This window comes from Enterobacter sp. GER_MD16_1505_Eko_090 (assembly GCF_003331015.1).
Lineage (GTDB): Bacteria > Pseudomonadota > Gammaproteobacteria > Enterobacterales > Enterobacteriaceae > Enterobacter > Enterobacter roggenkampii.
In genome coordinates this window covers 55,873-81,484 of record NZ_PUQF01000022.1, presented here as the reverse complement: position 1 = coordinate 81,484, position 25,612 = coordinate 55,873, and the positions used below count along the sequence as shown (strand labels likewise).

The 25,612-nt window shown below is 55.8% G+C and carries 23 protein-coding genes and 2 tRNA genes; 19 read left to right on the top strand and 6 right to left on the bottom strand.

Going from position 1 to position 25,612, the window contains the following annotated elements; translation table 11 throughout:
* Positions 1–128: 128 nt before the first annotated feature.
* Positions 129–205 (top strand) — tRNA-Asp (locus tag C6A40_RS21090).
* A 53-nt stretch (positions 206–258) separates the two neighbouring features.
* Positions 259–334, top strand: a tRNA-Trp gene (locus C6A40_RS21085).
* Positions 335–433: 99 nt separating this feature from the next.
* Here C6A40_RS21085 and hdfR read toward each other — a convergent pair.
* Positions 434–1,255 carry an HTH-type transcriptional regulator HdfR gene (gene hdfR / locus C6A40_RS21080; protein WP_021242824.1) on the bottom strand — a complete coding sequence of 274 codons (822 nt, stop codon included), beginning with the start codon at positions 1,253–1,255 and terminating at the stop codon, positions 434–436.
* Between the two features lie 118 nt (positions 1,256–1,373).
* On the opposite strand from hdfR, the gene C6A40_RS21075 reads away from it, so the two are divergent.
* Entirely contained in the window at positions 1,374–1,712 is a 339-nt protein-coding gene (locus C6A40_RS21075) for a DUF413 domain-containing protein (protein ID WP_008501577.1), read from the top strand.
* 29 nt (positions 1,713–1,741) lie between these two features.
* Here the strand turns inward: C6A40_RS21075 and C6A40_RS21070 are convergent, their stop codons facing one another.
* The gene (locus C6A40_RS21070; RefSeq protein WP_023293581.1) at positions 1,742–3,262 is read right to left on the bottom strand and encodes a YifB family Mg chelatase-like AAA ATPase; all 1,521 of its coding nucleotides are present in this window, start codon (positions 3,260–3,262) and stop codon (positions 1,742–1,744) included.
* A 340-nt stretch (positions 3,263–3,602) separates the two neighbouring features.
* Here C6A40_RS21070 and ilvL point away from each other — a divergent pair, with 340 nt between their 5' ends.
* The 7 genes from ilvL to ilvA all read left to right on the top strand — a co-directional run bounded on the left by ilvL (position 3,603) and on the right by ilvA (position 10,153).
* On the top strand, positions 3,603–3,701 hold the full coding sequence (gene ilvL / locus C6A40_RS21065; RefSeq protein ID WP_001311244.1) for an ilv operon leader peptide: 99 nt from the start codon (positions 3,603–3,605) through the stop codon (positions 3,699–3,701).
* An 86-nt stretch (positions 3,702–3,787) separates the two neighbouring features.
* Positions 3,788–3,838, top strand: a complete 51-nt coding sequence (ilvX, locus tag C6A40_RS25135) for a peptide IlvX (protein WP_166792073.1) — start codon at positions 3,788–3,790, stop codon at positions 3,836–3,838.
* Positions 3,839–3,840: 2 nt separating this feature from the next.
* Positions 3,841–5,487, top strand: a complete 1,647-nt coding sequence (gene ilvG / locus C6A40_RS21060) for an acetolactate synthase 2 catalytic subunit (protein ID WP_045336969.1) — start codon at positions 3,841–3,843, stop codon at positions 5,485–5,487.
* Entirely contained in the window at positions 5,484–5,747 is a 264-nt protein-coding gene (ilvM, locus tag C6A40_RS21055; RefSeq protein ID WP_003860184.1) for an acetolactate synthase 2 small subunit, read from the top strand. The genes ilvG and ilvM overlap by 4 nt, the downstream gene beginning before the upstream one ends.
* 18 nt (positions 5,748–5,765) lie before the next feature.
* On the top strand, positions 5,766–6,695 hold the full coding sequence (gene ilvE, locus C6A40_RS21050) for a branched-chain-amino-acid transaminase (protein WP_023326297.1): 930 nt from the start codon (positions 5,766–5,768) through the stop codon (positions 6,693–6,695).
* Positions 6,696–6,755: 60 nt separating this feature from the next.
* The gene (gene ilvD, locus C6A40_RS21045) at positions 6,756–8,606 is read left to right on the top strand and encodes a dihydroxy-acid dehydratase (RefSeq protein ID WP_021242828.1); all 1,851 of its coding nucleotides are present in this window, start codon (positions 6,756–6,758) and stop codon (positions 8,604–8,606) included.
* 2 nt (positions 8,607–8,608) lie between these two features.
* Positions 8,609–10,153: a threonine ammonia-lyase, biosynthetic gene (gene ilvA / locus C6A40_RS21040; RefSeq protein ID WP_045336967.1), complete on the top strand. Its 1,545-nt coding sequence runs from the start codon at positions 8,609–8,611 to the stop codon at positions 10,151–10,153.
* Between the two features lie 45 nt (positions 10,154–10,198).
* Here ilvA and ilvY read toward each other — a convergent pair whose 3' ends face one another.
* Positions 10,199–11,089 carry an HTH-type transcriptional activator IlvY gene (ilvY, locus tag C6A40_RS21035; protein ID WP_008501572.1) on the bottom strand — a complete coding sequence of 297 codons (891 nt, stop codon included), beginning with the start codon at positions 11,087–11,089 and terminating at the stop codon, positions 10,199–10,201.
* 152 nt (positions 11,090–11,241) lie between these two features.
* Between ilvY and ilvC the strand changes: the two genes are divergently transcribed.
* Entirely contained in the window at positions 11,242–12,717 is a 1,476-nt protein-coding gene (ilvC, locus tag C6A40_RS21030; protein WP_045336965.1) for a ketol-acid reductoisomerase, read from the top strand.
* 86 nt (positions 12,718–12,803) lie between these two features.
* Here ilvC and ppiC read toward each other — a convergent pair whose 3' ends face one another.
* Positions 12,804–13,085 carry a peptidylprolyl isomerase PpiC gene (gene ppiC / locus C6A40_RS21025; RefSeq protein WP_008501570.1) on the bottom strand — a complete coding sequence of 94 codons (282 nt, stop codon included), beginning with the start codon at positions 13,083–13,085 and terminating at the stop codon, positions 12,804–12,806.
* 85 nt (positions 13,086–13,170) lie between these two features.
* Between ppiC and rep the strand changes: the two genes are divergently transcribed.
* On the top strand, positions 13,171–15,195 hold the full coding sequence (rep, locus tag C6A40_RS21020) for a DNA helicase Rep (RefSeq protein ID WP_008501569.1): 2,025 nt from the start codon (positions 13,171–13,173) through the stop codon (positions 15,193–15,195).
* A gap of 51 nt (positions 15,196–15,246) precedes the next feature.
* On the opposite strand, the gene gppA is transcribed toward rep, so the two are convergent.
* Together gppA and rhlB are read right to left on the bottom strand one after the other, a co-directional pair.
* Positions 15,247–16,731 carry a guanosine-5'-triphosphate,3'-diphosphate diphosphatase gene (gene gppA / locus C6A40_RS21015; RefSeq protein ID WP_045336964.1) on the bottom strand — a complete coding sequence of 495 codons (1,485 nt, stop codon included), beginning with the start codon at positions 16,729–16,731 and terminating at the stop codon, positions 15,247–15,249.
* Between the two features lie 6 nt (positions 16,732–16,737).
* Positions 16,738–18,006, bottom strand: coding sequence for an ATP-dependent RNA helicase RhlB (gene rhlB / locus C6A40_RS21010; RefSeq protein WP_021242834.1), 1,269 nt, complete (start codon positions 18,004–18,006; stop codon positions 16,738–16,740).
* 144 nt (positions 18,007–18,150) lie between these two features.
* Between rhlB and trxA the strand changes: the two genes are divergently transcribed.
* The 7 genes from trxA (at position 18,151) to rffC (ending at position 25,610) form a co-directional block, all read left to right on the top strand.
* On the top strand, positions 18,151–18,480 hold the full coding sequence (gene trxA, locus C6A40_RS21005) for a thioredoxin TrxA (protein WP_006179218.1): 330 nt from the start codon (positions 18,151–18,153) through the stop codon (positions 18,478–18,480).
* A gap of 345 nt (positions 18,481–18,825) precedes the next feature.
* Positions 18,826–20,085 (top strand): transcription termination factor Rho, encoded by a 1,260-nt coding sequence (rho, locus tag C6A40_RS21000; protein ID WP_008501566.1) that lies wholly within the window; start codon positions 18,826–18,828, stop codon positions 20,083–20,085.
* Positions 20,086–20,326: 241 nt separating this feature from the next.
* A complete protein-coding gene (gene wecA / locus C6A40_RS20995) occupies positions 20,327–21,430 on the top strand; it encodes a UDP-N-acetylglucosamine--undecaprenyl-phosphate N-acetylglucosaminephosphotransferase (RefSeq protein ID WP_025912234.1) in 1,104 nt (367 codons plus the stop codon).
* Positions 21,431–21,443: 13 nt separating this feature from the next.
* Positions 21,444–22,490: an ECA polysaccharide chain length modulation protein gene (gene wzzE, locus C6A40_RS20990; RefSeq protein WP_045336962.1), complete on the top strand. Its 1,047-nt coding sequence runs from the start codon at positions 21,444–21,446 to the stop codon at positions 22,488–22,490.
* Between the two features lie 56 nt (positions 22,491–22,546).
* Positions 22,547–23,677, top strand: coding sequence for a non-hydrolyzing UDP-N-acetylglucosamine 2-epimerase (wecB, locus tag C6A40_RS20985; protein ID WP_023615519.1), 1,131 nt, complete (start codon positions 22,547–22,549; stop codon positions 23,675–23,677).
* Complete coding sequence (wecC, locus tag C6A40_RS20980) at positions 23,674–24,936, top strand: UDP-N-acetyl-D-mannosamine dehydrogenase (RefSeq protein WP_023326291.1); 1,263 nt, start codon at positions 23,674–23,676, stop codon at positions 24,934–24,936. Before wecB ends, wecC begins: the two co-directional genes overlap by 4 nt.
* Complete coding sequence (gene rffC / locus C6A40_RS20975) at positions 24,933–25,610, top strand: dTDP-4-amino-4,6-dideoxy-D-galactose acyltransferase (RefSeq protein WP_045336958.1); 678 nt, start codon at positions 24,933–24,935, stop codon at positions 25,608–25,610. Before wecC ends, rffC begins: the two co-directional genes overlap by 4 nt.
* The last annotated feature ends 2 nt before the right edge of the window (positions 25,611–25,612 follow it).

Genomic DNA, 25,612 nt, shown 5'->3' with positions numbered 1-25,612 from the left:
CTCAGAAGTGAAACGCCGTAGCGCCGATGGTAGTGTGGGGTCTCCCCATGTGAGAGTAGGGAACTGCCAGGCATCAAATTTAGTAGTAAGCCGGTGCATTAATCCGGTGGTTACAAGCAGTCTTCGGTGGAGCGGTAGTTCAGTCGGTTAGAATACCTGCCTGTCACGCAGGGGGTCGCGGGTTCGAGTCCCGTCCGTTCCGCCACTTATTAAGACATTAAGCCTGCCTTACTGGCAGGCTTAATGGCAAAAAACTTTAGGGGCGTAGCTCAGTTGGTAGAGCACCGGTCTCCAAAACCGGGTGTCGCGAGTTCGAGTCTCTCCGCCCCTGCCATATAGAATCCTTTGCTTCGGCAAAGGATTTTTTTTTGCCTGAAAGACTGTAAAAACGTCTCTTCTTACTATTCAGCCAGCATTCCTGCTGGCTGATGTATCAATCCATTACATTGATTTTTAACAGATCTTTTATCTGCGACTGCTTATCACTGTTTTGCAGCCAAATCGCATACAGCGGTCTGGTAAGCGTGGTGGAATCCATTACGGTATGCAGCCCAGCTTTAGTGTCTGCCCAGCGAACAGGTAACCAGGTACAACCTCTCAGCAAGGGCAGTTGCTGACAGGCGATCTCTGCAGAGCTGGTCGTTAACTGTGGGACGTCATCAGGTGCAATCAAGCCCGTCTCATGCTGCTGAAAATCAGGCCCCCATTCCAGGCGCAAATAGGTCAGGTCTGCCTTCATCATCGAAGGTTCAGAGGCATAAAGCGCCAGGCCAAACTGGCCCACAATCTGGCTGCTAAATTCGTCCATCTTGGGGGCTTCGGTTGTGATAAGAAGATCAAGCTGGCGCTCATGAAGTTGCTTAACCAGCGACTGCCGTTGCGCAATCCTGGCTTCAAATTGCAGGTGGCTATGAGATTGATAAAGCCGGGTAAGCCACTGACTTAGCATACATTCCCACAGGGAAGCGCTGGCCCCTATCGAGAACTCATTATGCCTCGAAGTATGTGCAACCTCTTTGCGTGCCGCCTGCCAGGTATTCATCAGCGTTTCTGCGTACGGCAGTAGTTTTTCGCCGGCGGGCGTGAGGCGGATATTGTTGCGATGGCGGGTAAAAAGATTCACACCCAGTTGATTTTCCAGCTGTCGAATACGAAAACTGACTGCTGACTGCGTCAGGTAAAGGGCTTCAGCTGCTCGCCCAAAGTGGCGTGTTCTGCTCACTTCAAGGAAAGTTTTAAGCAATTCCGTATCCACATCTTTCTCCGCAAAATTATTTGTCGTTATGATTTAAATGTTTTGTTTTACACTCTGTCAAGCGTAACTAATACTCCGCGCCATAAATAGCTCGGCCAAAGAATTAGGAGCGTGTAGGATGGCGGAAAGCTTTACGACAACTAATCGTTTTTTCGACAATAAACATTATCCGCGCGGGTTCTCTCGTCACGGCGATTTCACCATCAAAGAAGCTCAACTGCTTGAGCGCCATGGTTATGCCTTTAACGAGCTGGATCTGGGCAAGCGTGAGCCTGCTACTGAAGACGAAAAACAGTTTGTTTCTGTTTGCCGTGGTGAGCGTGAGCCGCAGTCTGAAGCGGAACGTGTATGGATCAAGTATATGGCACGCATTAAGCGTCCAAAGCGCTTCCATACGCTGTCTGGCGGTAAGCCGCAGATGGAAGGTGCAGAAGACTACACCGAGTCTGATGACTAAGATGATAAGAAGGGGCTACGGCCCCTTTTTTATGCCAGCAACTTCTGCAGGTGCAGCAGCAAACGATCGATAGCGCGGTAACTCAGCGCCTCCTGCAAGTGTTTCCTCTCAATGTCAGTACATCCCTCCACGTCAGCAATGGTTCTGGCCACTTTTAGCAAACGTTGCCACGCTCGTATAGACAGCCCAAAGCGCGTCAACGTCTCCTCAAGCCATCCTGCATCTTCACTGTTAAGCGAACAAAACTGCCGGATCCCGGCATTATCAAGCCGAGCATTCAGCCTGTTTTGACGGGCGTATTGTCGTGCCTGGGCAGCGATCACCCGCCCGCGCACTTTTGCTGAGCTCTCACCCGTTATGCCCGTCTGCCTGAGCAGGCCCGGCGGCGGAAGGGGGATTTCGAGAGACAAATCGAAACGGTCGAGGAATGGGCCGGAAAGCTTTCCCAGATAGCGCAGCGTCTGCTCTGGCGTACAGCGGTTATGGTTGCCCTGATAATGCCCCGTGGGGCTGGGGTTCATCGCAGCGACCAGTTGAAACTGCGCGGGATAGCTTATTTTGGCCCGCGTGCGCGAGATATGTATTTCACCAGATTCAATAGGTTCTCTCAGTGCATCCAGCACGCGACGCTCAAACTCAGGCAACTCATCAAGAAACAGAATGCCATTGTGTGCCAGTGAAATCTCACCCGGTCCGGGGATAGACCCACCGCCGACCATTGCCGTCAGTGAAGCGCTATGATGTGGGGAACGAAAAGGGCGACGGCGCCACTGTTTTTGCAACGATGCCGAACTGATGAGGCTATATATAGCAGCGCTTTCCAGCGCTTCATGGTTATTGAGCGGCGGGAGCAACCCGCTCAGCCTGCTCGCCAGCATCGTTTTACCTGTACCAGGCGGGCCAATCAGCAGGAGATTGTGTCCACCTGCAGCCGTAATCTCCAGCGCCCGTTTACCTTGCTCCTGTCCCATGATCTCACTAAGATCTTCTGGCGCATCTGCTACAGCCTCGTCGCACTCCTCCGGCTCGGACAGTTCATGTCGGCCTTCCAGCCAGGCACATACTTCCTGAAGATGCCCGGCGATGAGACACCCCTTTTCGGCAATAAGACTCACTTCTGATGCGTTTTCATTGGCGACAATGATTTGCCGCCCTGCACGAATGGCTTCCAGCGCTCCCGATATCGCACCGGGAACGCCTCTCAATGCGCCTGTGAGCGCGAGTTCACCCACGAACTCGTACGAGCCTAGCCTGGTCGTAGTAAGCTGCTCAGAAGCCGCGAGAAGCGCAATTGCGATAGGTAAATCGTATCGCCCGCCCTCTTTGGGCAGATCGGCGGGGGCAAGGTTGATGGTGATCTTCTTCGCGGGGAAGGTATAACCGCTATTTATTATTGCGCTGCGAACGCGATCCCTGGCCTCTTTAACCGTCGTTTCAGGTAACCCGACAAGCGTGAGTCCGGGCAGCCCATTACTCAAATGAACCTCTACGGAAACAAGCGGTGCCTTTACCCCGAGAGCCGCACGTGTATAAACAACTGACAGTGACATTTGCACTACCTCCTGGTGTGACTATGCCAGTGTGCGTTATGCCTGTTTAGCGCTATTTAGCGAATTTACGCTGCTTGTTCAGGGATTTTAAAAGCACAATGAAACTATTGCACAGTCGAGGAACCCTCCTCGCAGAGCGAAAAAAATCTGTTTTGACGGTTAGCGGAGGAGTAAAAAAGTGAAAAATATTCATTTTCTAATTTCCGTATATAAAACAACGATTTTAATAAATATGATTCGCGGGCTAACCAAATCCGTCATAAATAAATCTTGTGTTTGATTTAAAAACTGTGATAACTCTTTAGGTATTCCTTCGAACAAGATGCAAAAAGAACTGAAAATGACAGCCCTTCTACGAGTGATTAGCCTGGTCGTGATTAGCGTGGTGGTGATTATTATCCCACCGTGCGGGGCTGCACTTGGACGAGGAAAGGCTTAGAAATCAAGCCTTAACGAACTAAGACCCCCGCACCGAAAGGTCCGGGGGTTTTTTTATGACTAAAAAACGTAAATGAGGAGCAGAGAATGACGACTAGCACAAAATTCTGTTTCTCCCGATTTATGACGGGGAACTAACTATGAATGGGGCACAGTGGGTAGTACATGCGTTGCGCGCGCAGGGAGTCGAGACAGTATTCGGTTATCCGGGTGGCGCAATTATGCCGATTTACGATGCACTGTATGACGGCGGCGTGGAGCACCTGTTGTGCCGACACGAGCAGGGCGCAGCGATGGCCGCCATCGGTTATGCCCGTGCCACCGGTAAAACCGGTGTCTGTATGGCGACGTCAGGCCCGGGCGCAACTAACCTCATCACCGGTCTGGCAGACGCGCTGCTGGATTCTGTTCCCGTTGTTGCCATCACTGGACAGGTTGCCTCTCCGTTCATCGGCACCGACGCGTTCCAGGAAGTCGATGTACTCGGTTTATCGCTGGCCTGCACCAAACACAGTTTTCTCGTTCAGTCACTGGAAGAGCTGCCGCGCGTAATGGCGGAAGCATTCGAGGTTGCCAGCTCCGGCCGCCCTGGTCCGGTTCTGGTCGATATCCCGAAAGATATCCAGGTCGCACACGGCGAACTGGAGCCGCACTTCTCCACCGTTGGACACGACGACGCGTTTCCGCATGCGGAAGTCGAAGAGGCCCGTCAGATGCTGGCGCAGGCGAAACAGCCGATGCTGTACGTTGGCGGTGGCGTAGGTATGGCGCAGGCGGTTCCTGCCCTGCGCGAATTTATCGCGGCAACGCAAATGCCTGCCACCTGCACGCTGAAAGGGTTGGGTGCGGTAGATGCCGATTACCCCTACTATCTGGGCATGCTGGGGATGCACGGCACCAAAGCGGCAAACCTGGCGGTGCAGGCGTGCGATCTGCTCATCGCCGTCGGTGCCCGTTTTGACGACCGCGTCACCGGTAAGCTGAATACCTTTGCGCCGAACGCCAACGTCATCCATATGGATATCGACCCGGCGGAAATGAACAAGCTGCGTCAGGCGCACGTCGCGCTGCAGGGCGATCTCAACACGCTGCTGCCGGCGTTACAGCAGCCTTTGAATATCGGCGAGTGGCGCCAGCACACGGCTGAAATGCGTGCCGAGCACGCCTGGCGTTACGACCATCCGGGTGAGGCCATCTACGCGCCGCTGCTGTTGAAGCAGTTGTCCGACCGTAAGCCCGCCGACAGCGTGGTGACGACCGATGTCGGCCAGCACCAGATGTGGTCCGCCCAGCACATGACCTACACCCGTCCGGAAAACTTCATCACTTCCAGCGGGTTAGGGACGATGGGCTTCGGTCTGCCAGCCGCGGTTGGCGCACAGGTTGCCCGCCCGAACGATACCGTTATCTGTATCTCCGGTGACGGCTCCTTCATGATGAACGTTCAGGAGCTCGGCACCGTGAAGCGCAAGCAGTTACCGCTGAAGATCGTGTTGCTCGATAACCAGCGTTTAGGGATGGTTCGCCAGTGGCAACAGTTGTTCTTCCAGGAACGTTACAGTGAAACCACCCTGACCGATAACCCCGATTTCCTCACCCTGGCCAGCGCCTTCGGCATTCCTGGTCAGCACATCACCCGTAAAGACCAGGTTGAAGCGGCACTCGACACCATGCTGTCAAGCGAAGGGCCATACCTGCTTCATGTCTCAATCGACGAGCTTGAGAACGTCTGGCCGTTGGTACCGCCCGGTGCCAGTAACTCACAAATGCTGGAGAAATTATCATGATGCAACATCAGGTCGCCGTGCAGGCTCGCTTCAACCCGGAAACATTAGAACGCGTTTTGCGCGTGGTGCGTCATCGTGGTTTTCAGATTTGCTCTATGAATATGGAGACGGCCACCGACGCGCAAAACATCAGTATCGAATTAACCGTTGCCAGCCCGCGGCCGGTCGACTTACTGTTTAGTCAGTTATCAAAGCTGGTAGACGTTGCCCATGTTGCCATCTGCCAGAGCACAACCACATCACAACAAATCCGCGCTTAAGCGTGACAGGACGAAAAAATGACGACAAAAAAAGCTGATTACATTTGGTTCAACGGTGAGATGGTTCGCTGGGAGGACGCGAAGGTCCACGTGATGTCCCACGCGCTGCATTACGGTACCTCCGTGTTTGAAGGCATCCGCTGCTACGATTCTCACAAAGGGCCAGTGGTGTTCCGCCATCGCGAACACATGCAGCGTCTGCATGACTCAGCCAAAATTTATCGTTTCCCGGTTTCTCAGAGCGTGGATGAGCTGATGGAAGCCTGCCGCGACGTGATCCGTAAGAACAACCTGACTAGCGCCTATATTCGTCCGCTGGTCTTCGTGGGCGACGTCGGCATGGGCGTGAACCCGCCAGCCGGTTACAACACCGATGTGATCATTGCCGCGTTCCCATGGGGTGCCTACCTGGGTGCTGAAGCCCTGGAGCAGGGGATCGACGCAATGGTCTCTTCATGGAACCGCGTTGCACCAAACACCATCCCGACCGCGGCGAAAGCGGGCGGTAACTACCTTTCTTCCCTGCTGGTCGGCAGCGAAGCGCGCCGTCACGGTTACCAGGAAGGTATCGCGCTCGACGTGAATGGCTACATCTCCGAAGGCGCAGGTGAAAACCTGTTTGAAGTAAAAGACGGCATTCTTTTCACCCCGCCGTTTACCTCGTCCGCGCTGCCAGGCATCACCCGTGACGCCATCATCAAGCTGGCAAAAGATCTGGGTATCGAAGTGCGCGAGCAGGTGCTGTCCCGCGAATCCCTGTACCTGGCCGATGAAGTGTTCATGTCCGGAACCGCGGCTGAAATTACGCCGGTGCGTAGCGTAGACGGCATTCAGGTGGGCGAAGGCCGCTGTGGCCCGGTCACCAAACGCATTCAGCAAGCGTTCTTTGGCCTCTTCACCGGCGAGACAGAAGACAAATACGGCTGGTTGGATCAGGTTAATCACTAAATATAAATTTGGGACGGCACGCACCGTCCCATTACATAGTCAGACGGGAGTAAATAAAGCATGCCTAAGTATCGTTCAGCCACCACCACCCACGGCCGCAACATGGCCGGTGCCCGCGCACTGTGGCGCGCCACCGGAATGACCGACGCCGATTTCGGCAAGCCAATTATCGCCGTGGTGAACTCCTTCACCCAGTTCGTACCGGGCCACGTGCACCTGCGCGATCTCGGTAAGCTGGTTGCCGAGCAAATCGAAGCCTCCGGCGGCGTGGCGAAAGAGTTCAACACCATTGCGGTGGATGACGGTATCGCGATGGGCCATGGGGGCATGCTCTATTCACTCCCGTCGCGCGAGCTGATCGCCGACTCGGTAGAGTACATGGTTAACGCCCACTGCGCCGATGCGATGGTCTGTATCTCCAACTGCGACAAAATCACCCCGGGGATGCTGATGGCCTCCCTGCGCCTGAACATTCCGGTGATCTTCGTCTCCGGTGGCCCGATGGAAGCGGGGAAAACCAAGCTCTCCGACAAAATCATCAAGCTCGACCTGGTCGATGCGATGATTCAGGGCGCGGACCCGAAAGTCTCTGACGAGCAGAGTGACCAGGTGGAGCGCTCCGCGTGCCCGACCTGCGGCTCCTGTTCCGGTATGTTCACGGCGAACTCCATGAACTGCCTGACCGAAGCGCTGGGTCTGTCTCAGCCGGGCAACGGCTCGCTGCTGGCGACCCATGCCGACCGTAAGCAGCTGTTCCTCAACGCCGGTAAACGCATCGTTGAACTGACTAAGCGCTACTACGAGCAGGACGACGCCAGCGCGCTGCCGCGCAGCATCGCCAGTAAAGCGGCATTCGAGAACGCCATGACCCTGGATATCGCCATGGGCGGTTCCACCAACACCGTTCTGCACCTGCTGGCCGCCGCGCAGGAAGCCGAAATCGACTTCACCATGAGCGACATCGACAGGCTCTCCCGTAAAGTGCCGCAGCTGTGTAAGGTCGCACCGAGTACCCAGAAGTACCATATGGAAGACGTGCATCGCGCGGGTGGCGTCATCGGTATCCTCGGCGAGCTGGATCGCGCCGGGCTGCTGAACCGTGACGTGAAAAACGTGCTTGGCCTGTCGCTGCCTGAGTCGCTGAACCAGTACGACGTGATGCTGACCAAAGACGACGCGGTGAAAAAGATGTTCCGCGCGGGCCCTGCTGGTATTCGTACTACCCAGGCGTTCTCGCAGGACTGCCGCTGGGACACCCTGGACGATGACCGCGCTGAAGGCTGCATCCGCTCGCTGGAGCATGCCTATAGCAAAGACGGCGGCCTGGCCGTGCTGTACGGTAACTTTGCGGAAAATGGCTGCATCGTGAAGACCGCTGGCGTGGACGACAGTATCCTGAAATTCACCGGTCCGGCGAAGGTGTACGAAAGCCAGGATGAAGCGGTAGACGCCATTCTTGGCGGTAAAGTGGTTGAAGGCGACGTGGTTGTCATTCGCTACGAAGGGCCGAAAGGCGGTCCGGGCATGCAGGAGATGCTCTACCCAACCACCTTCCTGAAATCGATGGGCCTCGGTAAAGCCTGCGCGCTGATCACCGACGGTCGTTTCTCCGGCGGCACTTCCGGCCTCTCTATCGGCCACGTTTCCCCGGAAGCGGCAAGCGGCGGCAACATTGCCATCATCGAAGACGGCGATCTGATCGAAATAGACATTCCGAATCGCGGCATTCAGCTCAAGCTGAGCGACCAGGAAATTGCGGCCCGTCGTGAAGCGCAGGAAGCGCGCGGCGACAAAGCCTGGACGCCGAAAGACCGCCAGCGCGAAGTTTCCTTCGCCCTGCGCGCCTACGCGAGCCTTGCCACCAGTGCAGATAAAGGCGCGGTGCGCGATAAATCTAAACTTGGGGGCTAACGATGGCCGAGTCGCAACCCTTATCCGCCGCCCCCGAGGGGGCGGAATATCTGAGAGCGGTGCTTCGCGCACCGGTCTATGAAGCCGTGCAGGTCACGCCCCTGCAGAAAATGGAAAAACTCTCTTCGCGCCTGGACAACGTCATTCTGGTGAAGCGCGAAGACCGTCAGCCGGTGCACAGCTTCAAGCTGCGCGGCGCCTACGCGATGATGGCCGGGCTGACCGACGAGCAAAAAGCGCGCGGCGTGATTACCGCGTCGGCGGGCAACCACGCCCAGGGCGTCGCGTTCTCGTCTGCCCGTCTGGGGCTGAAAGCGCTGATCGTGATGCCGGTTGCTACCGCCGATATCAAGGTCGACGCGGTGCGCGGTTTCGGCGGCGAAGTCTTGCTCCACGGGGCCAACTTTGACGAAGCAAAAGCCAAAGCGATTGAACTGGCGCAGCAGCAGGGGTTCACCTGGGTGCCGCCGTTCGACCACCCGATGGTGATTGCCGGGCAGGGCACGCTGGCGCTGGAGCTGCTGCAGCAGGATGCCCATCTCGACCGCGTCTTTGTCCCGGTGGGCGGCGGCGGTTTAGCCGCAGGCGTGGCGGTGCTGATCAAACAGCTGATGCCGCAGATCAAAGTCATTGCGGTGGAAGCGGAAGACTCCGCCTGCCTGAAAGCGGCGCTGGATGCTGGGCATCCGGTCGACCTGCCGCGCGTCGGTCTGTTTGCCGAGGGCGTGGCGGTGAAGCGCATTGGCGACGAAACCTTCCGCCTGTGCCAGGAGTATCTCGACGATATCGTCACCGTCGACAGCGACGCTATCTGCGCGGCGATGAAAGATCTGTTCGAAGACGTGCGTGCGGTGGCGGAACCCTCCGGCGCGCTGGCGCTGGCGGGCATGAAAAAATACATCGCGCAGCACAACATCCGCGGCGAGCGTCTGGCGCACGTGCTTTCCGGGGCCAACGTGAACTTCCACGGTCTTCGCTACGTGTCCGAGCGCTGCGAGCTGGGCGAACAGCGTGAAGCGCTGCTGGCGGTGACGATTCCGGAAGAGAAGGGCAGCTTCCTCAAGTTCTGCCAGCTGCTGGGCGGCCGTTCGGTGACGGAGTTCAACTACCGCTTTGCCGATGCCAAAGATGCCTGCATTTTTGTCGGCGTGCGTCTGAGCCGTGGCGTGGAGGAGCGCAAAGAGATCCTTAGCCTGCTGCATAACGGCGGCTATAGCGTGGTCGATCTCTCCGACGACGAGATGGCGAAGCTGCACGTGCGTTACATGGTCGGCGGCCGTCCTTCCAAGCCGCTCAGGGAACGCCTGTTCAGCTTTGAGTTCCCGGAATCGCCGGGCGCGTTGCTCAAGTTCCTGCACACGCTGGGCACGCACTGGAACATCTCTCTGTTCCACTACCGCAGCCACGGCACCGACTACGGCCGCGTGCTGGCGGCGTTCGAACTGGGCGAGCACGAGCCGGATTTCGAAACGCGGCTGAACGAGCTGGGCTACGAGTGCCATGACGAAACCCACAACCCGGCGTTCCGCTTCTTCCTGGCAGGTTAAGGGTTGAGTGGCATGTAGGCCGGGTAAGCGCAGCGCCACCCGGCTTTAGTGATTCGGCAATATCGTCCAGAACGCATCAATAAGCGGCTCATGCAGCCGCTTTTTTTGTGCGCACACGCCAAGCTCAAACGGCGTTTTCTCGTCGCTGCGCTCCAGAATCATCACGCGATTGCGCACCGGTTCCGGGCTGTTTTCCAGCACCACTTCCGGCAGCAGCGCCACGCCGCAGCCCAGCGCCACCATCGACACCATCGCCTCATGGCCGCTGACGGTGGCGTAAATCGACGGGTTGCTGATTTTCTGACGGCGGAACCACAGCTCAATGCGGCGGCGAACCGGGCCCTGATCGGCCATGATAAACGGCACCGTGGACCAGTCCGGTTTTTCCACCGACACCTGGTTACGCACCGGGCAGGGCAGCGCCGGGGCAATCAACACCACCGCCAGATTTTCCAGCATCGAGAACGCTACCGCGCCCGGCAGGGTTTCCGGCTTCCCGGCAATGGCGAGATCCGCTTCGCCCGTCACCACTTTTTCCATCGCGTCGGCAGCGTCGCCGGTAGTGAGCTTAATTTCAACCGACGGATGCGCCGCGCGAAAGCGGTCAAGGATGGGCGGCAGATGGCTGTAGGCGGCGGTCACGGAGCAGAAAATATGCAGCTCACCGGAGAGTGACGGCCCCTGCTGATCGATAGAGTGCCGCAGCTGCTGGTACTGCAGCAGCGTCTGCTGGGCAAAAATACGCAGCTCTTCGCCCGCTTCCGTGAGGGTGACGGTGCGGTTATCGCGCACGAACAGCGGCTGGCCGAGGTCTTCCTCAAGGCGCTGGATCTGGCGCGAAAGCGTGGAGGGGCTGACGTGCATCGCCCGGGCGCTGCGGCCAAAGTGACGGCTTTCCGCCAGGTGCAGGAACATTTTCAGATCGCGTAAATCCACCGATTCCACTCCCTCTTTTTACATTGCATAAATTGCAATGTGACGTTGTGAATATATCAATTTCCGCAATAAATTTCCTGTTGTAATGTGGGTACATTCTCGCTGAAACGCGAACCGAACAATAAGACACACAACATCACGAGGTATCACCCATGGCTAACTACTTTAATACACTGAACTTGCGCCAGCAGCTGGCGCAGCTGGGCAAATGCCGCTTCATGGCGCGCGATGAATTTGCCGATGGCGCGAGCTACCTTCAGGGTAAAAAAGTGGTCATCGTCGGCTGTGGCGCACAGGGTCTGAACCAGGGCCTGAACATGCGTGACTCCGGTCTGGATATCTCCTACGCACTGCGCAAAGAAGCGATTGCCGAGAAGCGCGCTTCATGGCGTAAAGCGACCGAAAACGGCTTCAAAGTGGGTACCTACGAAGAGCTGATCCCGCAGGCGGATCTGGTGGTTAACCTGACCCCGGACAAGCAGCACTCTGACGTTGTGCGTTCCGTACAGCCGCTGATGAAAGACGGCGCGGCGCTGGGTTACTCCCACGGCTTCAACATCGTTGAAGTGGGCGAGCAGATCCGTAAAGACATCACCGTAGTGATGGTGGCACCGAAGTGCCCGGGTACCGAAGTCCGTGAAGAGTACAAACGTGGCTTCGGCGTGCCGACGCTGATCGCGGTTCACCCGGAAAACGATCCGAAAGGCGAAGGCATGGCGATTGCCAAAGCGTGGGCAGCGGCGACCGGCGGCCACCGTGCGGGCGTGCTGGAATCGTCCTTCGTTGCCGAAGTGAAATCTGACCTGATGGGCGAGCAGACCATTCTGTGCGGCATGCTGCAGGCCGGTTCTCTGCTGTGCTTCGATAAGCTGGTTGAAGAGGGCACCGACCCGGCATACGCGGAAAAACTGATTCAGTTCGGCTGGGAAACCATCACAGAAGCGCTGAAGCAGGGCGGTATTACGCTGATGATGGACCGTCTGTCCAACCCGGCAAAACTGCGTGCTTACGCCCTGTCTGAACAGCTGAAAACCATCATGGCGCCGCTGTTCCAGAAACATATGGACGACATCATCTCCGGCGAGTTCTCGTCCGGCATGATGGCTGACTGGGCGAACGACGATAAGAAACTGCTGACCTGGCGTGAAGAGACCGGTAAGACCGCGTTCGAAACCGCGCCACAGTACGAAGGTAAAATCGGCGAGCAGGAGTACTTCGATAAAGGCGTGCTGATGATCGCGATGGTGAAAGCAGGCGTTGAGCTGGCGTTCGAAACCATGGTGGATTCCGGCATCATTGAAGAGTCTGCGTACTACGAATCACTGCACGAGCTGCCGCTGATCGCGAACACCATCGCCCGTAAGCGTCTGTACGAAATGAACGTGGTTATCTCTGATACTGCAGAATACGGTAACTACCTGTTCTCTTACGCCTGCGTACCGCTGCTGAAAGAGTTTATGACCACTCTGCAGTCGGGCGATCTGGGTAAAGCGATTGCAGAAGGTGCCGTGGACAACGCGCAGCTGCGCGATGTGAACGAAGCGATTCGCAGCCACCAGATCGAGAAAGTGGGTCACAAACTGCGTGGCTACATGACCGACATGAAGCGTATCGCGGTAGCGGGTTAACAACCTTGTCGGGTGGCGCTTTGCTTACCCGACCTACAAAACCGTAAGATGTAGGCCGGGTAAGGCGCAGCCGCCACCCGGCCTGTTTATTTGCGGTACAGCACTTTAATCACGTGGTAGCCGAACTGCGTGTGCAGCGGGCCGGTTGGCTCCAGCACCGGGCAGGAGAAGACCACTTTATCGAATGCCGGTACCATCTGACCCTGGCGGAATTCACCCAGATCGCCGCCGCGTTTGCCTGACGGACAGATAGAGTGCTTCTTCGCCAGCTTGCCGAAGTCGGCGCCGTTTTTGATCTGCTCCAGAAGATCCAGAGCCAGTTTCTCTTCTTTAACAAGAATATGCAGTGCTGCTGCTGTTTTTGCCATGATCGTGCCTTGAGTGGTATGGATTAGGCTCGCTATACTACCACGCTGTTATTCTCCCCTCCTGACTTTCATTGAGTGATCATTTATGCGTTTAAACCCCGGACAACAACAAGCCGTCGAATTTGTCACCGGACCGTGTCTGGTGCTGGCGGGTGCAGGATCCGGCAAAACGCGCGTTATCACCAATAAGATTGCGCACCTGATCCGCGGCTGTGGCTATCAGGCCCGGCACATTGCGGCGGTAACCTTTACCAATAAAGCGGCGCGTGAGATGAAAGAGCGTGTCGGCCAGACCCTGGGGCGTAAAGAGGCGCGCGGCCTGATGATCTCCACCTTCCACACGCTGGGGCTGGATATCATTAAACGCGAGTATGCTGCGCTGGGAATGAAGTCCAACTTCTCGCTTTTCGATGATACCGACCAGGTGGCGTTGCTCAAAGAGCTCACCGAGGGGCTGATCGAAGATGACAAGGTGCTGTTGCAGCAGCTGATCTCAACGATCTCAAACTGGAAAAACGATCTGATGACCCCGGCCCAGGCCGCGGCGATCGCCAAAGGCGAACGGGATCGGATCTTCGCCCACTGCTACGGTCTGTACGATGCGCACATGAAAGCGTGCAACGTGCTGGACTTTGACGACCTGATTCTGCTGCCCACGCTGCTGCTGCAGCGGAACGAAGAGGTTCGCGAGCGCTGGCAGAACAAAATCCGTTACCTGCTGGTGGATGAGTATCAGGACACCAACACCAGCCAGTACGAGCTGGTGAAGCTGCTGGTGGGGCAGCGCGCGCGTTTCACCGTGGTCGGCGACGACGACCAGTCAATTTACTCCTGGCGCGGCGCGCGTCCGCAAAACCTGGTGCTGCTGAGCAAAGATTTTCCCGCTCTGCAGGTGATTAAGCTGGAGCAAAACTACCGCTCCTCCGGGCGTATCCTGAAAGCGGCAAATATCCTGATCGCCAATAACCCGCATGTGTTTGAGAAGCGTCTCTTCTCCGAGCTGGGTTACGGTACTGAATTGAAGGTGCTCAGCGCCAATAATGAAGAGCATGAGGCGGAGCGCGTGACGGGCGAATTGATCGCCCACCACTTCGTCAATAAAACCGAATATAAGGATTACGCGATCCTCTATCGCGGCAATCACCAGTCGCGCGTCTTTGAAAAGATGCTGATGCAGAACCGCATTCCGTACAAAATCTCGGGCGGTACGTCGTTCTTCTCACGGCCAGAGATTAAAGATCTGCTGGCCTATCTGCGCGTGCTCACGAACCCGGATGACGACAGCGCGTTTCTGCGCATCGTGAATACGCCGAAGCGCGAGATTGGCCCGGCGACGCTGCAAAAGCTGGGCGAGTGGGCGATGACTCGCAATAAAAGCCTGTTTACCGCCAGCTTCGACATGGGGCTGAGCCAGACGTTAACCGGCCGCGGTTACGATTCGCTAACGCGATTCACCCACTGGCTCGGCGAAGTGCAGCGTCTCGCGGAGCGCGAGCCGGTGGCGGCGGTGCGCGATCTTATTCACGGCATCGACTATGAGTCCTGGCTGTACGAAACCTCGGCCAGCCCGAAAGCGGCTGAGATGCGGATGAAAAACGTTAACCAGCTCTTCAGCTGGATGACCGAAATGCTGGAGGGATCCGAAATCGACGAGCCGATGACCCTGACGCAGGTCGTCACCCGCTTTACCCTGCGCGACATGATGGAGCGCGGCGAGAGCGAAGAAGAGGCCGATCAGGTTCAGCTGATGACGCTGCATGCGTCCAAAGGGCTGGAGTTCCCGTATGTGTATCTGGTTGGTATGGAAGAGGGGTTGTTACCGCACCAGAGCAGCATTGACGAAGATAACGTCGACGAGGAGCGCCGTCTGGCCTACGTGGGGATCACCCGTGCGCAGAAAGAGCTGACGTTCACGCTGTGTAAAGAGCGCCGTCAGTATGGCGAACTCGTCCGCCCGGAGCCGAGCCGTTTCCTGCTGGAGCTGCCGCAGGATGATCTGATCTGGGAACAGGAACGCAAAGTGATTACCGCAGAAGAGCGGATGCACAAGGGGCAGGCTAACGTGGCGAACATTCGCGCCATGCTGGCAAAAGCCAAAGAGAAAGGATAATGATGAGTAGGCCGGGTAAGGCGAAGCCGCCACCCGGCAATGTTCAGCGTATTACTTCACTTCCAGCACCCAGTGCACATAGCTCTGCCACTGGCACTCCTGCTCGATCATCTCTGCCCCAAGCGGGTGACGTGCAATCCAGTTTTCCGGCAGCGTCAGCGACAGTTTTTCGTCATCGGCCACCAGATTGATTGCAGGCAGCAAATCATCGCGACGGCGGCTGGCAAACAGAATCGCCAGACGCAGCAGGCGGCACAGATGTTCGGCCACGCGCGGCGGTACGGCGTTTTGCTGATGCAATGATGAGAGGTCAACGGCGTTGGTCTGGTTCAGCAGCAGCGTTGCCAGCAGCTTTTTCTGTGCGGGCGTGTAGCCCGGTAAATCCAGGTTGCGAACCAAATACGCTGCGTGAGCAGGGGCCTGCTTAAAATCAATGCTCAGCCCCACTTCATGCAGCGCACAGGCGCTCAGCAATAAATCGCGGCTCAGATGATCAAGATCCCAGACGTTAGCGACCTGATCGGCGAAGCGAGATGCCAGCTGCGATACGCGTCCTGCCTGATCGATATCAACCAGAAAACGACGCTGTACGTTGCGCAGGGTTCGGCTGCGGATATCCTGATCGACCGACAGATGCAGCATCCCGTAGACCAGGCCTTCGCGCAGCGCGCCGCCGGCAAGGGTCATACACTGGATGTTGAGCTCGGTGAAAATGGCGATCAGAATGGCCAGCCCGCTCGGGAAGACCAGCGCGCGTTCCAGCGTCAGGCCTTCAATTTCCAGTTCTTCCAGGCGTCCGCACTGGATGGCGCGCTGTTTTAGCTGCTGAAGTTTGGCAAGCGTAATCCGCTCGTCCATTCCCTGCGCCATCATGATTTCCTGCAGGGCCTGCACGGTCCCCGACGCACCCACGCACACTTTCCAGCCGTGATAGCGCAGTTCGTCCATCACGGGACGTAATACCTCGCGCGCGGCATTTTCTGCCTCGTCGAAGTTCTCTTTACCCAGATTACGATCGGTAAAATAGCGCTCAAGCCAGGTCACGCAACCCATCGACAGGCTGAACAGCGACGTAGCCTGCGCGCCGGTGCCGGTCACCAGCTCGGTACTGGCTCCGCCGATATCCACCACCAGGCGGCGATCGTCACCCCCCGTAGTGTGTGCAACACCCTGATAAATCAGACGAGCTTCTTCTTCACCGCTGATAACCTGAACCGGGCAACCGAGAATCTCCTGCGCTCTGGCAATAAAATCCACGGCGTTAACCGCCAGGCGGAGTGTCGCAGTGGCGACAACGGTGATTTGGGCGTGCGGGATATCCTGCAGACGCTCGGCAAAGAGTCGCAGGCACTGCCAGCCACGTTCCATGGCTTCAGGCGAGAGGTGATTGTCGCTGCTCAGGCCCGCCGCGAGGCGGACCTTGCGCTTAATGCGCGTCAGCGTTTGTATGCTTCCCGCCACCTCGCGCACAACCAGCATATGAAAACTATTCGAACCGAGATCAATTGCCGCATAAAGCGAGGTGGAGCTGAGCATATTTTCTTAACCTGAACGACGACGATTACGCGGTGCGCCGCCTGAACGACGCGGACCATTGCCGGAGCGTGGGCGGGTAAGACGCTTAGGCGGCGGCAGTTCGCTTAACAGCGCTTCCGGATTGTATTTGCTCTGCGGAATAGAGTGACCGATGTAGGTCTCAATGGCCGGAAGGTTCAGCGCATACTCTTCACACGCAAGGCTAATAGAGTGACCGCTTGCGCCCGCACGACCGGTACGACCGATACGGTGTACGTAGTCTTCACAGTCGTCTGGCAGATCGTAGTTAAAGACGTGCGTCACGGCCGGAATGTGTAAACCACGTGCAGCCACGTCGGTGGCGACCAGAATATCGAGATCGCCGCGGGTGAACTCTTCAAGAATACGCAGGCGTTTTTTCTGCGCCACGTCGCCGGTCAACAGGCCAACACGGTGGCCATCGGCAGCCAGATGGCCCCAGATGTCTTCACAACGGTGTTTGGTGTTGGCAAAGATGATGGCGCGATCTGGCCACTCTTCTTCAATCAGCGTTTGCAGCAGGCGCATTTTCTCTTCATTAGAAGGATAGAAGAGCTCTTCTTTAATGCGGTGACCCGTTTTCTGCTCCGGTTCCACTTCTACGTATTCGGCGTTGTTCATCTGTTCGAACGCCAGCTCGCGAACGCGGTAGGAGAGGGTTGCAGAGAACAGCATATTCAGGCGCTGATTAGCCGGAGGCATACGGCGGAACAGCCAGCGGATGTCTTTAATGAAGCCCAGATCGTACATGCGGTCAGCTTCATCGAGCACCACAACCTGGATGGCACCGAGGTTAATGTGGTTCTGTTTGGCGTAATCGATAAGACGGCCGGTGGTACCGATCAGGATATCCACACCGCTTTCCAGCACTTTCAGCTGTTTATCGTAGCCGTCGCCGCCATAGGCCAGGCCCAGCTTCAGGCCGGTAGCCTGCGCCAGGGGTTCAGCGTCTGCGTGGATCTGTACCGCCAGTTCTCGCGTCGGGGCCATAATTAGCGCGCGCGGCTGGTTAACTTTGCGGTCTGCAATCGCTGGGTGAGAAAGTAAATAATGAAACGTTGACGTTAAAAACGCCATCGTTTTGCCGGTACCGGTTTGCGCCTGCCCGGCAACATCGCGACCGGCCAGCGTCAGCGGCAGCGCGAGGGCCTGAATGGGCGTGCAGTTATGAAACCCTTTATTTTCAAGGGCTTCAATCACCTTCGGGTGCAGCGCGAAGTCGGAAAACTTCTGTTCTGTTAAATGTGTTTTGCTCATAGTGTGGTAGAATATCAGCTTACTATTGCTTTACGAAAGCGTATCCGGTGAAATAAAGTCAACCTTTAGTTGGTTAATGCGACATCAACGCGTCGTTGGTGGAGACAAAACCAACGTACCAGGCTTATTCCTGTGGAGTTATATATGAGCGATAAAATTATTCACCTGACTGACGACAGTTTTGACACGGACGTACTTAAGGCTGACGGGCTGATCCTCGTCGATTTCTGGGCTGAATGGTGTGGTCCTTGCAAAATGATCGCCCCGATTCTGGATGAGATCGCCGACGAATATCAGGGCAAACTGACCGTTGCCAAGCTGAACATCGACCAGAACCCGGGCACCGCACCAAAATACGGTATCCGTGGTATTCCGACCCTGCTGCTGTTCAAAAACGGCGAAGTGGCGGCGACCAAAGTGGGCGCGCTGTCCAAAGGTCAACTGAAAGAGTTCCTCGACGCTAACCTGGCGTAAGGTTTCTCCGCTGTGCGTTCAGAGCCCCCGGCTAAATGATTCGGAACTCTGGACGCCCGGCTGAAGTCGTGCTAAGTTAGCTATGACTTCGTTTTAAACATATCTTGTTGTTTGAATCTTGTTTTACCCGATACTTCCCGTTGTTAACATGAACAGTGCGTGAAGTGGCTAAATTCCGGGCTTGTCACTCAATTCGTCTTGTCGTTTCAGTTCTGCGTTCTTTCCCTGTGACCAGACAGCGAACAGACATGAGTTGATGGCCGCTAAACAGGCATGGATGACCCTGCCATACCATTCACAACATTAAGTTCGAGAATCACCCCGAGTTTAAGAACCCACACCATTATGAATCTTACCGAATTAAAGAATACGCCGGTTTCTGAGCTGATCACTCTCGGCGAAAATATGGGGCTGGAAAACCAGGCTCGTATGCGCAAGCAGGACATCATTTTCGCCATCCTGAAGCAGCACGCTAAGAGTGGCGAAGATATCTTTGGCGACGGTGTGCTGGAGATATTGCAAGACGGATTTGGTTTCCTCCGCTCTGCAGACAGCTCCTACCTCGCCGGCCCTGACGACATCTACGTATCCCCCAGCCAAATCCGCCGTTTCAACCTCCGCACTGGTGACACCATTTCAGGTAAGATTCGTCCTCCTAAAGAGGGTGAACGCTACTTTGCGCTGTTGAAAGTCAATGAAGTTAACTTCGATAAGCCAGAAAACTCGCGCAATAAGATCCTCTTTGAGAACTTAACGCCGCTGCACGCGAACTCTCGCCTGCGTATGGAGCGTGGTAACGGTTCTACCGAAGACTTAACCGCGCGCGTTCTGGATCTGGCCTCACCAATCGGTCGTGGTCAGCGTGGTCTGATTGTGGCGCCGCCAAAAGCGGGTAAAACCATGCTGCTGCAGAACATCGCGCAGAGCATTGCTTACAACCACCCTGACTGTGTGCTGATGGTGCTGCTGATTGACGAACGTCCGGAAGAAGTGACCGAGATGCAGCGTCTGGTTAAAGGTGAAGTGGTTGCTTCTACCTTCGACGAGCCAGCATCTCGCCACGTTCAGGTTGCGGAAATGGTTATCGAGAAGGCAAAACGCCTGGTTGAGCACAAGAAAGACGTGATCATCCTGCTCGACTCCATCACCCGTCTGGCGCGTGCCTACAACACCGTGGTCCCGGCGTCTGGTAAAGTCCTGACCGGTGGTGTGGATGCTAACGCCCTGCATCGTCCAAAACGTTTCTTCGGTGCTGCACGTAACGTCGAAGAGGGCGGCAGCCTGACCATCATCGCGACGGCGCTGATCGATACCGGTTCCAAAATGGACGAAGTTATCTACGAAGAGTTTAAAGGGACAGGCAACATGGAACTGCACCTCTCTCGTAAGATCGCTGAAAAACGCGTCTTCCCGGCAATCGACTACAACCGTTCCGGTACCCGTAAAGAAGAGCTGCTCACCACCCAGGAAGAGCTGCAGAAAATGTGGATCCTGCGCAAAATCATCCATCCAATGGGTGAAATCGACGCGATGGAGTTCCTCATTAACAAACTGGCAATGACCAAAACCAACGACGATTTCTTCGACATGATGAAACGCTCGTAACGCAAATAAAGCCAGCGAACGCCACGTTTTTACGTGGCGTTTTTCTTTTATGGACTATACGCTAGTACCACCTACTCACAATTTTGACTGGGCAGTGCGACAATAAGATAATTCGCACAGTAAAAACATTAATAGCTTGAATAATAAACAAATGGAACTGTAAGAGGTTTGCTTTATAACTTCAGGCTCAGCGCCTTGATGGTTATACTTCCTTGACTAACATTTGTTGAGAACATCCATTGTGAACCTACTTGATACGTTTACTGAACTAACCAGTATTTTCTTGTTTACCACCTGCTTTTTGTTTCTGGCACGTAAGGTGGCGAAATATCTGGGGTTAGTGGATAAACCCAACTTCCGTAAGCGTCATCAAGGCATGATCCCTTTGGTCGGAGGTATCTCTGTTTTCGCGGGGATCTGCTTCACGTTTGCCATCGCGGATTACTATATCCCACATGCCAGGCTGTACCTAACCTGCGCGACGGTGCTTGTGGTGGTTGGCGCTCTTGACGACCGTTATGATATTAGCGTCAAAATCCGCGCCTTCGTTCAGGCTGCTGTGGCTATTGCTATGATGGTGTTCGCTAAGCTGCACTTGAGTAGCTTGGGCTATATTTTTGGCTCCTGGGAGATGGAACTCGGTCCGTTCGGTTATTTCCTGACACTTTTTGCCGTGTGGGTGGCGATTAACGCATTCAACATGGTTGACGGTATTGATGGTTTGCTGGGAGGCCTGTCCTGCGTCTCATTTGCCGCAATTGGTTTCATTTTATGGTTCGATGGGCAATATAGCCTTGCTATGTGGTGTTTTGCCATGATTGCGGCCATCCTGCCTTATATCCTGTTAAATCTCGGTGCATTGGGCCGGCGCTATAAAGTATTCATGGGTGATGCGGGTAGCACGCTTATCGGCTTTACTATCATTTGGATCTTGCTGGAAACCACTCAGGGTGATGTACACCCCATTAGCCCGGTAACAGCATTATGGATTATCGCTATCCCGTTAATGGATATGGTTGCGATTATGTATCGCCGTCTGCGTAAAGGGATGAGCCCTTTCTCTGCTGACCGCCAGCACATTCATCATTTAATCATGCGAGCCGGATTCACTTCCCGGCAGGCATTTGTGCTTATTACGCTGGCGGCTGCTATTCTAGCGGCGATTGGCGTGACGGCGGAATATACACATTTTGTACCTGAATGGGCTATGTTGGTATTGTTCTTGCTAGCTTTTTCTCTCTACGGCTACTGCATTAAGCGCGCATGGAAAGTAGCGCGGTTCATTAAACGTATTAAACGCAGGATGCGTCGTAACAGTGGCAAAAACACAACATTAACTAAGTAAAACCGGGACTATGATGACTCAACCGTTGGCGGGAGTGAAATCAGTGGTAACTGAGAATGAACTGGATATTCGGGGTTTGTTTCGCGTGTTATGGGCAGGCAAACTTTGGATTGCGGGGATCGCGCTGGGATTTGCACTGTTAGCGCTGGCCTATACGTTCTTTGCAAAACAAGAATGGAGCGCCACGGCAATCACTGACAAACCAACGGTTAACATGCTTGGGGGGTTCTATTCCCAACAGCAATTCCTGCGAAACCTGGATATCAAAGCTAACCTCGCCACGCCAGATCAGGTCTCCGTTATGGATGAGGCCTATAAAGAGTTTGTGATGCAACTGGCTTCGTGGGATACGCGCCGCGACTTCTGGTCCCAGACGGATTACTACAAGCAGCGTCGGGTTGATAACACCAAAGCCGATGCCGCTCTGCTGGACGATCTGATTAACAATATTCAATTTATGCCGGGCGACGCGCTGCGTAACGTGAATGACAGCGTCAAGCTGATTGCAGAAACCGCGCCGGACGCCAACAACCTGCTGCGTCAGTATGTCGCGTTTGCCAGCCAGCGTGCCGCAAGCCATCTTAACGAAGAGCTTAAAGGCGCCTGGTCGGCTCGTACCATCCAGATGAAAGCGCAGGTGAAACGTCAGGAAGAGGTGGCTAAAGCGATTTTCGCTCGCCGTGTACACAATATTGAGCAGGCGCTGAAAATTGCGGAACAGCACAATATTTCCCGTACTGAGACGGACGTGCCGGCTGATGAACTGCCTGATTCAGAGATGTTCCTCCTTGGCCGCCCCATGTTGCAGGCACGTCTGGAAAACCTTCAGGCCGTCGGTCCTGATTTTGACCTCGATTACGATCAAAATCGCGCGATGCTCAATACGCTTAATGTCGGTCCATCTCTGGACCCGCGTTTTCAGACCTATCGTTATTTGCGAACGCCTGAAGAACCTGTAAAACGCGATAGTCCGCGTCGTGCATTCCTGATGATCATGTGGGGGATTGTAGGCGCACTGACGGGCGCTGGCGTGGCGTTAACGCGTCGTCGCACAAACTAAGAATGCCGTCTACGATGAAGGCTGCGGCCTTCATCGCCTAATCGAAGAGAATCGATGTGAAAGTACTAACCGTATTTGGCACCAGGCCGGAGGCCATTAAGATGGCACCTCTGGTTCATGCGCTGGCCAGCGATCCTGATATTGAAGCGAAAGTGTGCGTCACGGCCCAGCACCGTGAGATGCTCGATCAGGTGTTAACGCTCTTTTCCATCGTCCCGGATTACGACCTCAATATTATGAAACCGGGGCAAGGATTGACGGAGATAACCTGTCGCATTCTGCAAGAGCTGAAGCCTATCCTGGAGTCATTCAAGCCTGACGTGGTGCTGGTACACGGCGACACCACCACGACCGTGGCGACCAGCCTGGCCGCGTTTTACCAGCGAATTCCCGTGGGGCATGTTGAGGCGGGTCTGCGTACCGGCAATCTTTATTCGCCGTGGCCGGAAGAGGCCAACCGCACGCTAACGGGCCACCTGGCGATGTATCACTTTGCGCCTACGGAAAACTCGCGTCAGAACCTGCTGCGTGAAAATATCGCCGATAACAAAATCTTTGTGACCGGCAATACGGTCATCGATGCGTTAATTTGGGTACGTGACCGGGTCCTGGCAAACCACGAGCTTAAGAACGAACTCGCTGCCCGCTATCCATTCCTGCACAACGGCAAAAAAACCATTCTGGTCACCGGCCATCGTCGCGAAAGCTTTGGCCGGGGTTTTGAGCAAATCTGTCACGCGCTGGCTGAAATCGCTGCGCAGAACGACGACGTGCAGATTGTCTATCCGGTCCATCTCAATCCTAACGTCAGCGAGCCGGTTAACCGCATCCTGGGTCATATCGAGAATGTCCTTCTGATTGAACCTCAGGACTATCTGCCGTTTGTCTGGCTGATGAACCATGCCTGGCTGATCCTTACCGATTCCGGCGGCATTCAGGAAGAAGCGCCTTCTCTTGGCAAACCGGTGCTGGTGATGCGTGAAACCACCGAACGTCCGGAAGCGGTCAAAGCCGGTACGGTGCGTCTGGTCGGCACCAACGCGGAACTCATCGTCGAAGAGGTCACGCGCCTTCTGCATGACGACGAAACGTATCAGGCGATGAGCCGGGCCCATAATCCGTATGGAGACGGGCAGGCTTGTGGCCGTATTTTGCATGCACTTAAACACAATCAGGTATCGCTATGAGTTTTACTACCCTCTCTGTCATTGGTCTTGGCTACATTGGCTTGCCCACCGCGGCGGCGTTTGCCTCTCGTCAGAAACAGGTTGTCGGTGTGGATATCAACGCCCGTGCGGTGGAAACCATTAACCGTGGCGAGATTCATATTGTCGAGCCCGATCTTGACCGCGTGGTGAAAGAGGCGGTGGAGGGCGGCTTCCTGCGCGCCAGTACCACGCCCGTTGAAGCGGATGCTTACCTGATTGCCGTTCCAACGCCCTTTAAAGGCGACCATGAGCCCGACATGGTCTACGTCGAGGCGGCGGCAAAGTCCATTGCCCCTGTGCTGAAGAAAGGGGCGCTGGTGATCCTGGAATCAACCTCTCCGGTCGGTGCTACCGAGCAGATGGCGCAGTGGCTGGCCGACGCGCGCCCTGATTTAAGCTTCCCGCAACAGGCGGGGGAGCAGGCGGATATCAACATCGCCTACTGTCCGGAGCGCGTCCTCCCGGGCCAGGTCATGGTCGAACTGATTAAAAACGACCGCGTCATTGGCGGTATGACGCCCGTCTGTTCCGAGCGCGCCAGCGCGCTGTACAAGATTTTCCTGGAAGGCGAGTGTGTGGTGACAAACTCCCGCACCGCCGAGATGTGCAAGCTGACGGAAAACAGCTTCCGTGACGTTAATATCGCCTTTGCGAACGAACTGTCGCTGATTTGCGCCGATCAGGGGATTAACGTCTGGGAGTTGATTAGCCTGGCGAATCGCCATCCGCGTGTAAACATTCTCCAGCCAGGCCCGGGCGTGGGTGGACACTGCATCGCCGTCGATCCGTGGTTTATTGTGGCTCAGAATCCGGCGCAGGCGCGCCTGATTCGCACCGCGCGTGAAGTGAACGACAGCAAACCTCACTGGGTGCTCAATCAGGTCAAAACCACGGTAGCGGATTGTCTGGCAGAGAGCGGAAAGCGCGCCAGCGAGCTGAAAATTGCCTGCTTTGGTCTGGCATTCAAACCCAACATTGACGACCTGCGCGAAAGCCCGGCAATGGAAATTGCTCAGATGATTGCCGAATGGCACAAGGGTGAAACGCTGGTGGTTGAGCCGAATATCGATGAGTTGCCGGCAAAACTGGCGGGGCACTGCACGCTGGCTGCGCTGGATGAGGCGCTGGCGACGGCGGACGTGCTGGTGCTGCTGGTGGATCATAAAGCGTTTAAAGCGACGTCCGGTGATGCGGTGCGTCAGAAGTATGTGGTTGATACCAAAGGTGTCTGGCGTTGAACAGCCTGAACGGGGTACTTGAGCCCCTGCAGTGGGAGAGTGCCTTTTTCGGCCTGCCGTCGGCCATTGTGCGTCTGCGCGATGATGCGCCGGTACTGGCTGAATCGGATTTCATCACCTGGCAACGGATTCAGGCGAAGATCCCGGCGGACCGTACCGACCTGCTTGATGCGCTCCAGCAACGCGGCTTTCAGCTGGTGGAAGGTGAGGCAGACCTTTCCATAACCCTCACCCGGCATGATGCACCCGGCGCTGAAATCGCAACCGAACAGGATATTCCCGTGCTGCGTCAGATGGCGGCTCAGGCGTTTGCGCAGAGCCGCTTTCGTACGCCCTGGTACGCACCTGACGATAGTGGACGTTTCTATGCCCAGTGGATAGAGAATGCGGTTAAAGGCACCTTTGACCACGTCTGCCTGGTTTTCCGCGCAGGGGACGGTCAACTCCAGGGGTTCGTCTCGCTTCGCAAGCTCAACGTGCGCGAGGCGCGTATTGGCTTATTAGCCGGGCGCGGCATGGGTGAGAAACTTATGCAGGCGGCGCTGCACTGGGCGCAGCAGCAGCAGGTTGAGACGCTGCGGGTGGCGACCCAGGTGGGCAACACCGCCGCGCTTAAACGTTATATTGCGAGTGGTGCCAACATCGACGCCACCGCCTACTGGTTATACAGGTGACA

What these genes read in the sequence shown, in the direction of transcription:
- wzzE (WP_045336962.1), top strand. Translation starts at nt 21,444, where the DNA reads ATGACTCAACCGTTGGCGGGAGTGAAATCAGTGGTAACTGAGAATGAA.
- ppiC (WP_008501570.1), bottom strand. Translation starts at nt 13,085, where the DNA reads ATGGCAAAAACAGCAGCAGCACTGCATATTCTTGTTAAAGAAGAGAAA.
- C6A40_RS21075 (WP_008501577.1), top strand. Translation starts at nt 1,374, where the DNA reads ATGGCGGAAAGCTTTACGACAACTAATCGTTTTTTCGACAATAAACAT.
- ilvG (WP_045336969.1), top strand. Translation starts at nt 3,841, where the DNA reads ATGAATGGGGCACAGTGGGTAGTACATGCGTTGCGCGCGCAGGGAGTC.
- ilvL (WP_001311244.1), top strand. Translation starts at nt 3,603, where the DNA reads ATGACAGCCCTTCTACGAGTGATTAGCCTGGTCGTGATTAGCGTGGTG.
- wecC (WP_023326291.1), top strand. Translation starts at nt 23,674, where the DNA reads ATGAGTTTTACTACCCTCTCTGTCATTGGTCTTGGCTACATTGGCTTG.
- ilvE (WP_023326297.1), top strand. Translation starts at nt 5,766, where the DNA reads ATGACGACAAAAAAAGCTGATTACATTTGGTTCAACGGTGAGATGGTT.
- ilvD (WP_021242828.1), top strand. Translation starts at nt 6,756, where the DNA reads ATGCCTAAGTATCGTTCAGCCACCACCACCCACGGCCGCAACATGGCC.
- C6A40_RS21070 (WP_023293581.1), bottom strand. Translation starts at nt 3,262, where the DNA reads ATGTCACTGTCAGTTGTTTATACACGTGCGGCTCTCGGGGTAAAGGCA.
- ilvC (WP_045336965.1), top strand. Translation starts at nt 11,242, where the DNA reads ATGGCTAACTACTTTAATACACTGAACTTGCGCCAGCAGCTGGCGCAG.
- rho (WP_008501566.1), top strand. Translation starts at nt 18,826, where the DNA reads ATGAATCTTACCGAATTAAAGAATACGCCGGTTTCTGAGCTGATCACT.
- ilvM (WP_003860184.1), top strand. Translation starts at nt 5,484, where the DNA reads ATGATGCAACATCAGGTCGCCGTGCAGGCTCGCTTCAACCCGGAAACA.
- rhlB (WP_021242834.1), bottom strand. Translation starts at nt 18,006, where the DNA reads ATGAGCAAAACACATTTAACAGAACAGAAGTTTTCCGACTTCGCGCTG.
- ilvA (WP_045336967.1), top strand. Translation starts at nt 8,609, where the DNA reads ATGGCCGAGTCGCAACCCTTATCCGCCGCCCCCGAGGGGGCGGAATAT.
- gppA (WP_045336964.1), bottom strand. Translation starts at nt 16,731, where the DNA reads ATGCTCAGCTCCACCTCGCTTTATGCGGCAATTGATCTCGGTTCGAAT.
- rep (WP_008501569.1), top strand. Translation starts at nt 13,171, where the DNA reads ATGCGTTTAAACCCCGGACAACAACAAGCCGTCGAATTTGTCACCGGA.
- trxA (WP_006179218.1), top strand. Translation starts at nt 18,151, where the DNA reads ATGAGCGATAAAATTATTCACCTGACTGACGACAGTTTTGACACGGAC.